We start from the raw sequence: 6,806 nt of genomic DNA, 5'->3' as shown, positions 1-6,806 counted from the left end.
CGGTTTAGGGCACTGAAAAGTGCCCTTTCAAAGGGGGATGCCCTAAATTGAGTGCTTACAGGCAATCATCATCGTAGGATATATAATGTGTTTGGATTCAGGTTACTGGTATCTGCTATGTACCATCCTCTTGTTAAGTCTTATTTATGTCTGTTTCATGAAGAGGTATTTTGGATTACATCAATCAATTTGAAATAAGCTTTCCTTTTCTTGATGATTGTAGGAATTAATATTATCTTTGTCATTGAAAGGAGAAAGTAATATGGATACTTCTATTAATTTGTCAGATAATTATTTGGATAAATTATTGTCACTAAGTGATGAGATGAAATTGCGCATTATAAATAAACTGTCGGAAAGTTTATTAAATAATGGCAGTAGGCGGCATGTACATGTTGGAAAAGTGAAGACTGAGAAAAATGATTTTGTGTTGCCCAAGGATATTCAGGAATTAATAGGTATAGCTTCGGGGATAGAAGATGCAGAAGATGAACGTCTTAATTATCTATTGAACAAATGATAAAAGCTTTTATTGATACAAATGTCTTAATAGACTTGTTATTGGAAAGAGACGGATGTCAAGATGCTGCCACTATTCTGTTGTGTCAAAAAGAGCAGAAATGTTCTTTGTTTTTGTCATCATTGACTATGGCAAATATTGCATATATTCTTAGAAAGAAATTTAAAGGAATAGCACTATATAATGCTTTAAATAAACTGAAGACATTCTTTTCTGTTGTTAGTTTGACAGCTGATAATGTTGAATCGGCTCTAATGTTACAAGCTACTGACTTTGAAGATGCATTGCAATATTTTTCTGCAGCCAATATACAAGCTGATGTTATTGTGACAAGGAATGAAAAGGATTTTTATTTTTCACAAATAAGTATTACGTCTCCTAAATCTTTTCTTGAAAGCATATCTTGATTAAGTTGGCTTACTTGAACTGATAACTTGTAAATCAATACTTTATGAACTTATCTCAGAAAACAGCTTCAGCGAGGCTGTTTTCTTTGTTTGCAGGCATATATATCCTCACCTTTGCATTGTTGATCAACAAAACGAGATTAAAAACCATGTTGAATTAAAAATGTAAAAAGGAGAAAGAAAGTATGCCTTTATTTTATTATGCAAGACAGTCGTCTCTGGCGACGAAAGAGGGTGCCAAACTTTGGCATCTGAGTTTGAAGAAAGTGGGAAGAGCCGTGGATGCACAACAGCTGGCTGAGGTGATTGCCGAGAAGTCTTCCCTGACTCCGGGTGACGTACATAATGTAATCCGTAACCTGATGACGGTAATGAGGAGCCAGTTGCTGAACAGCCGTACGGTGCGTCTGGATGGCTTGGGCACATTCACCATGAAGGCCCGTACGCGAGGTAAGGGAGTGGCCAAATCTGAAGACGTGAATCCCAATCAGGTGACTGCTCTACGCTGCCAGTTTACTCCGGAATACACGCGCCCGGCTGCCATCGGCACTACGCGTGCCCTGCTCCAGGGTGTGGAGTTTGAGAAATGGACGGGAGTGGTTACGGACGGTAAGGATGATGCCGGTGATGGTGGTAATTCCGGTGGCGGTTCCGACGGTGACCAGGGAGAGAACCCGTTAGGATAAGATGTATTTACTAATTTTGAAAGATTAAGACTATGAAAAAGAACGTTTGGGACAAAATTTTGAAGGTAGTGATAGCTGTTGCTTCTGCCATATTGGGAGCTTTAGGCGCCAATGCAATGAATGTATAAATTGTAGATTCATGTAGTAATATTAGGGGAAAGGCGGTGAAGGAAAAGCACTTCATCGCCTTTTTGTTATTTTCTTCATTTATAATTCCCTGCCAACCAAAAAATCTTATTACCTTTGCAGGTCACTTTTGGAAACAATAAAAATGTAATGATATGAATATCTCTTATAATTGGTTGAAAGAGTATGTCGATTTCGATTTGACACCGGATGAAGTTGCTGCGGCACTGACCTCCATCGGACTGGAAACGGGAAGTGTGGAAGAGGTGCAAACCATTAAAGGCGGACTGGAAGGACTGGTCATCGGCGAAGTGCTGACATGCGAAGCTCATCCCAACTCAGACCATATGCACGTCACTACGGTGAACCTGGGACAAGGTGAACCCGTGCAGATTGTATGCGGCGCTCCGAATGTAGCTGCCGGACAGAAAGTGGTAGTAGCCACGTTGGGTACAAAACTGTATGACGGTGACGAATGCTTTACCATCAAGAAATCAAAACTTCGTGGCGTGGAATCTGTCGGCATGATTTGTGCTGAAGATGAAATCGGTATCGGTACGGACCACGCAGGCATCATCGTACTGCCGGAGACAGCTGTTCCGGGTACGCTTGCCAAGGACTACTATAACATCAAGAGCGATTACGTGCTGGAAGTGGACATCACTCCCAACCGTGCCGATGCGTGCTCACATTATGGGGTGGCACGCGACTTGTATGCCTACTTGATACAGAACGGTAAGCCGGCTACTTTAAAGAAACCTTCGGTAGACGCTTTTGCGGTAGAAAATCACGACTTGGATATTAAAGTAACTGTAGAGAACAGCGAGGCATGTCCCCGATATGCCGGCGTTACGGTGAAAGGGGTTACAGTGAAAGAAAGCCCCGAATGGTTGCAGAACAAGTTGCGTATTATCGGCCTGCGTCCTATCAATAATGTGGTGGATATTACCAACTATATCGTCCATGCTTTCGGCCAGCCGCTGCACTGCTTCGATGCAGATAAGATTAAAGGCGGTGAGGTGATTGTAAAGACCATGCCGGAAGGTACTCCGTTTGTAACTCTTGATGGCGTGGAGCGTAAATTGAACGAACGCGACCTGATGATTTGCAACAAGGAAGAGGCGATGTGTATTGCCGGTGTGTTCGGCGGTCTGGATTCCGGTTCTACGGAAACCACCAAAGATGTATTCCTTGAAAGTGCTTACTTCCATCCCACATGGGTGCGCAAGACAGCCCGTCGCCATGCATTGAACACAGACGCTTCTTTCCGTTTTGAAAGAGGTATTGACCCGAATGCCACTATTTACTGCCTGAAGCTGGCAGCTTTGATGGTAAAGGAACTTGCCGGAGGTACCATTTCTTCTGAAATAAAAGATGTGTGCGCCGCTCCTGCCAAGGATTTCCGTGTGGAACTTGCCTATGAGAAAGTGAACTCACTGATTGGTAAAGTTATTCCGGTGGATACCATCAAGAGCATCGTGACAAGTCTGGAAATGAAGATTGTAGACGAGACAGCCGAAGGGCTTACACTGGATGTTCCTCCTTACCGTGTGGACGTGCAGCGCGATTGCGATGTAATAGAGGATATTCTGCGTATCTACGGATATAATAATGTGGAGATTCCGACTACCTTGAAGTCTTGTCTGACTACCAAGGGTGAATATGATAAATCCAACAAACTGCAAAACCTGGTTGCCGAGCAGCTGGTGGGCTGTGGTTTCAATGAGATTCTGAACAACTCGTTGACGCGTGCCGCTTACTATGACAACTTGGAGTCTTATCCGTCGAAGAATCTGGTAATGTTGCTGAATCCGTTGAGTGCAGACTTGAATGCCATGCGTCAGACACTGCTTTTCGGTGGATTGGAAAGCATCTCGCACAACGCCAACCGTAAGAATGCAGACCTGAAATTCTTTGAATTCGGTAATTGTTATCACTTCAACGAGGAGAAGAAGAATCCGGAAAAGGTGCTTGCCGCTTATTCCGAAGACTATCATCTTGGTTTGTGGGTAACCGGCAAGAGGGTTGTAAACTCATGGGCTCATCCGGATGAGAACAGCTCGGTATATGAGCTGAAGGCATACGTTGAGAATGTCTTTGCCAGATTGGGGCTGCACATGCATGATTTGGTTGTCGGCAATCTGACTGATGACATCTATGCTGCCGGTTTATCCGTACAGACAAGGGGTGGAAAGCGGTTGGCTACTTTCGGTATTGTAACAAAGAAGCTGTTGAAGGCATTCGATATTGACAACGAGGTTTACTATGCCGATTTCAACTGGAAAGAATTGCTGAAGGCCATCCGCAATGTGAAGGTGAGCTATACGGAAATTTCCAAGTTCCCTGCCGTGAAACGCGACTTGGCGTTACTGCTTGACAAGAAAGTGCAGTTTGCGGAAATTGAGAAGATTGCCTACGAGACGGAGAAAAAGCTGCTGAAGGAGGTTTCTCTCTTCGACGTTTATGAGGGTAAGAATCTGGAAGCCGGTAAGAAGAGTTACGCGGTGAGCTTCCTGCTGCAGGATGAGAATGCCACGTTGAACGATAAGCAGATTGACAAGATTATGTCCAAACTAGTGAAGAACCTGGAGGACAAATTGAATGCCAAGCTGCGTTGATTCATTATTCAGAATTTATAATTCATAATTTAAAATACAGTTCCAATGGGAAGAGCGTTTGAATATAGAAAAGCTGCCAAATTGAAAAGATGGGGTCACATGGCAAAGACCTTTACAAGACTGGGTAAACAAATTGCTATTGCGGTGAAGGCCGGCGGTCCGGAGCCGGAAAACAACCCGACACTGCGTTCGGTTATCGCTACTTGTAAGCGTGAAAACATGCCGAAGGATAATATTGAACGTGCTATCAAGAATGCGATGGGTAAGGACCAGAGCGACTATAAGGGTATGACTTATGAAGGATACGGTCCTCACGGTGTAGCTGTTTTTGTGGATACACTGACTGATAATACTACCCGTACAGTAGCCGATGTGCGTTCCGTGTTCAACAAGTTCGGCGGTAACTTGGGAACAATGGGTTCACTGGCTTTCTTGTTTGACCACAAGTGTGTGTTCACTTTCAAGAAGAAAGACGGTATCGATATGGAGGAACTCATTCTTGACTTGATAGACTATGACGTAGAGGAAGACTACGAAGAGGATGAAGAAGAAGGTACTATCACTATTTATGGTGATCCGAAAAGCTATGCAGCTATCCAGAAACATTTGGAAGAGTGCGGTTTTGAAGATGTCGGCGGTGAGTTTACCTATATCCCGAACGATATGAAGGATGTGACTCCCGAGCAACGCGAAACCATCGACAAAATGATAGAGCGTCTCGAAGAGTTTGATGATGTACAGACGGTTTATACTAACATGAAACCGGAAGAAGGCGGAGAATAATGACATATACATACAAGACGCAAGGTACGTGTAGCAGTAACATCGAACTGAATGTGGAAGATGGTATTGTGAAAGAAGTGGCATTTTGGGGTGGATGTAATGGAAACCTGCAAGGACTTTCACGTTTGGTGAAAGGCATGCCGGTAGATGCGGTGATTGCCCGTTTGGAAGGAATTCGCTGCGGAAGACGTTCCACTTCCTGCCCCGACCAATTGTGCAAGGCATTGCACGAGATGGGGTATTGAGCCTACTGCCTGAAAGAATGGATGAGAGCCCTTGACATTGAAAGATGCCAGGGGCTTTTTTTGAACCTAACATGGAGGTATTTGTTATTATTTGAGTATTTTTACGCTCTTAATTGAACAGACACAATGAAGAATATTTTTAAAGACTTGAAACGGAGAGACCACAAACGCTATCTGGGCGGTCTGGACGTTTTTAAATATATAGGTCCCGGACTGCTGGTGACTGTGGGCTTTATTGACCCGGGGAACTGGGCATCTAATTTTGCGGCAGGGTCTGAATTTGGCTATTCATTGCTGTGGGTCGTGACTTTATCCACTATCATGCTGATTGTATTGCAGCATAATGTGGCGCATCTTGGCATTGTGACCGGCTTGTGCTTGTCCGAAGCCGCTACCAAATATACTCCTTCCTGGGTGTCGCGTCCCATATTGGGCACAGCGGTATTGGCTTCCATCTCGACTTCGTTGGCAGAGATATTGGGAGGTGCCATCGCTTTGCAGATGCTGTTTGACATTCCCATCATATGGGGCTCTGTCTTGACTACCGTATTTGTAGTCGTCATGCTTTTCACTAATTCCTACAAGAAGATAGAACGTTCCATCATTGCTTTTGTTTCGGTCATCGGGCTCTCCTTTATCTATGAGCTGTTTCTGGTGAAGATAGATTGGCCGCTGGCCGCACAAGGGTGGGTGACACCTTCGTTCCCGCATGGGAGTATGCTGATTATCATGAGTGTGCTCGGTGCGGTGGTGATGCCGCATAATCTGTTTCTGCACTCGGAAGTGATACAGAGCCATGAATATAATAAGAAAGATGATGCGTCCATCCGCAAGGTGTTGAAATATGAATTGTTCGACACGCTGTTCTCTATGATTGTGGGATGGGCCATCAACAGTGCCATGATACTGCTGGCTGCGGCAACTTTCTTTAAAAGCGGTATTCAGGTGGAAGAGTTGCAGCAGGCCAAATCCTTGCTGGAGCCGTTGCTGGGGAACAGTGCTGCCGTGGTTTTTGCATTGGCATTACTGATGGCGGGTATATCTTCCACGATAACCAGCGGTATGGCGGCAGGTTCTATCTTTGCCGGTATTTTCGGAGAATCCTATCATATCAAAGACAGTCACTCGCAGGTGGGGGTGATTCTGTCGCTGGGCATTGCGCTGCTGCTGATTTTCTTTATCGGAGACCCGTTCAAAGGTTTACTGATTTCACAGATGATACTGAGCATCCAGCTGCCGTTTACGGTTTTCCTGCAAGTAGGATTGACTTCTTCGCGCAAAGTGATGGGGCAGTATGTAAACAGTAAATGGAGTACATTTGTACTTTACGCCATTGCTGCGGTGGTCACTGTGCTGAATATCATGCTGCTGGTATCCGAGTTGACATCTTGAATAATTCATTTTTAAGAAATCAAATAAGT

At 44.4% G+C, this 6,806-nt stretch carries 8 protein-coding genes; all 8 read left to right on the top strand.

Annotated elements, in window-relative coordinates; genetic code table 11:
• Window positions 1–262: 262 nt before the first annotated feature.
• The 8 genes from DWY55_RS10935 to DWY55_RS10905 all read left to right on the top strand — a co-directional run bounded on the left by DWY55_RS10935 (window position 263) and on the right by DWY55_RS10905 (window position 6,777).
• Entirely contained in the window at window positions 263–520 is a 258-nt protein-coding gene (locus DWY55_RS10935) for a hypothetical protein (protein ID WP_035448265.1), read from the top strand.
• Window positions 517–927: a type II toxin-antitoxin system VapC family toxin gene (locus tag DWY55_RS10930; protein WP_035448267.1), complete on the top strand. Its 411-nt coding sequence runs from the start codon at window positions 517–519 to the stop codon at window positions 925–927. The genes DWY55_RS10935 and DWY55_RS10930 overlap by 4 nt, the downstream gene beginning before the upstream one ends.
• A gap of 185 nt (window positions 928–1,112) precedes the next feature.
• Window positions 1,113–1,613 carry an HU family DNA-binding protein gene (locus tag DWY55_RS10925; RefSeq protein ID WP_016273556.1) on the top strand — a complete coding sequence of 167 codons (501 nt, stop codon included), beginning with the start codon at window positions 1,113–1,115 and terminating at the stop codon, window positions 1,611–1,613.
• 32 nt (window positions 1,614–1,645) lie between these two features.
• Window positions 1,646–1,741, top strand: a complete 96-nt coding sequence (locus DWY55_RS21990) for a smalltalk protein (RefSeq protein WP_005828262.1) — start codon at window positions 1,646–1,648, stop codon at window positions 1,739–1,741.
• A gap of 153 nt (window positions 1,742–1,894) precedes the next feature.
• On the top strand, window positions 1,895–4,357 hold the full coding sequence (gene pheT, locus DWY55_RS10920; RefSeq protein ID WP_117878210.1) for a phenylalanine--tRNA ligase subunit beta: 2,463 nt from the start codon (window positions 1,895–1,897) through the stop codon (window positions 4,355–4,357).
• 45 nt (window positions 4,358–4,402) lie between these two features.
• Window positions 4,403–5,140 carry a YebC/PmpR family DNA-binding transcriptional regulator gene (locus tag DWY55_RS10915; protein ID WP_005828265.1) on the top strand — a complete coding sequence of 246 codons (738 nt, stop codon included), beginning with the start codon at window positions 4,403–4,405 and terminating at the stop codon, window positions 5,138–5,140.
• Window positions 5,140–5,385 (top strand): TIGR03905 family TSCPD domain-containing protein, encoded by a 246-nt coding sequence (locus tag DWY55_RS10910; protein WP_005836420.1) that lies wholly within the window; start codon window positions 5,140–5,142, stop codon window positions 5,383–5,385. The genes DWY55_RS10915 and DWY55_RS10910 overlap by 1 nt, the downstream gene beginning before the upstream one ends.
• A gap of 126 nt (window positions 5,386–5,511) precedes the next feature.
• Window positions 5,512–6,777 carry an Nramp family divalent metal transporter gene (locus DWY55_RS10905; RefSeq protein WP_057259189.1) on the top strand — a complete coding sequence of 422 codons (1,266 nt, stop codon included), beginning with the start codon at window positions 5,512–5,514 and terminating at the stop codon, window positions 6,775–6,777.
• Window positions 6,778–6,806: the final 29 nt, after the last annotated feature.

The sequence above is a fragment of the Bacteroides sp. AF25-38AC genome (assembly GCF_003602995.1).
In the GTDB taxonomy this organism is placed as follows: Bacteria; Bacteroidota; Bacteroidia; order Bacteroidales; family Bacteroidaceae; genus Bacteroides; species Bacteroides uniformis.
Note: the sequence above shows the minus strand (reverse complement) of the source record. Positions and strands in the feature narration are given on the sequence as shown.

Bases quoted from the DNA above. Each gene is read 5' to 3' on its own strand.
- DWY55_RS10935 (WP_035448265.1), top strand. From the start codon at position 263: ATGGATACTTCTATTAATTTGTCAGATAATTATTTGGATAAATTATTG.
- DWY55_RS10930 (WP_035448267.1), top strand. From the start codon at position 517: ATGATAAAAGCTTTTATTGATACAAATGTCTTAATAGACTTGTTATTG.
- DWY55_RS10925 (WP_016273556.1), top strand. From the start codon at position 1,113: ATGCCTTTATTTTATTATGCAAGACAGTCGTCTCTGGCGACGAAAGAG.
- DWY55_RS21990 (WP_005828262.1), top strand. From the start codon at position 1,646: ATGAAAAAGAACGTTTGGGACAAAATTTTGAAGGTAGTGATAGCTGTT.
- pheT (WP_117878210.1), top strand. From the start codon at position 1,895: ATGAATATCTCTTATAATTGGTTGAAAGAGTATGTCGATTTCGATTTG.
- DWY55_RS10915 (WP_005828265.1), top strand. From the start codon at position 4,403: ATGGGAAGAGCGTTTGAATATAGAAAAGCTGCCAAATTGAAAAGATGG.
- DWY55_RS10910 (WP_005836420.1), top strand. From the start codon at position 5,140: ATGACATATACATACAAGACGCAAGGTACGTGTAGCAGTAACATCGAA.
- DWY55_RS10905 (WP_057259189.1), top strand. From the start codon at position 5,512: ATGAAGAATATTTTTAAAGACTTGAAACGGAGAGACCACAAACGCTAT.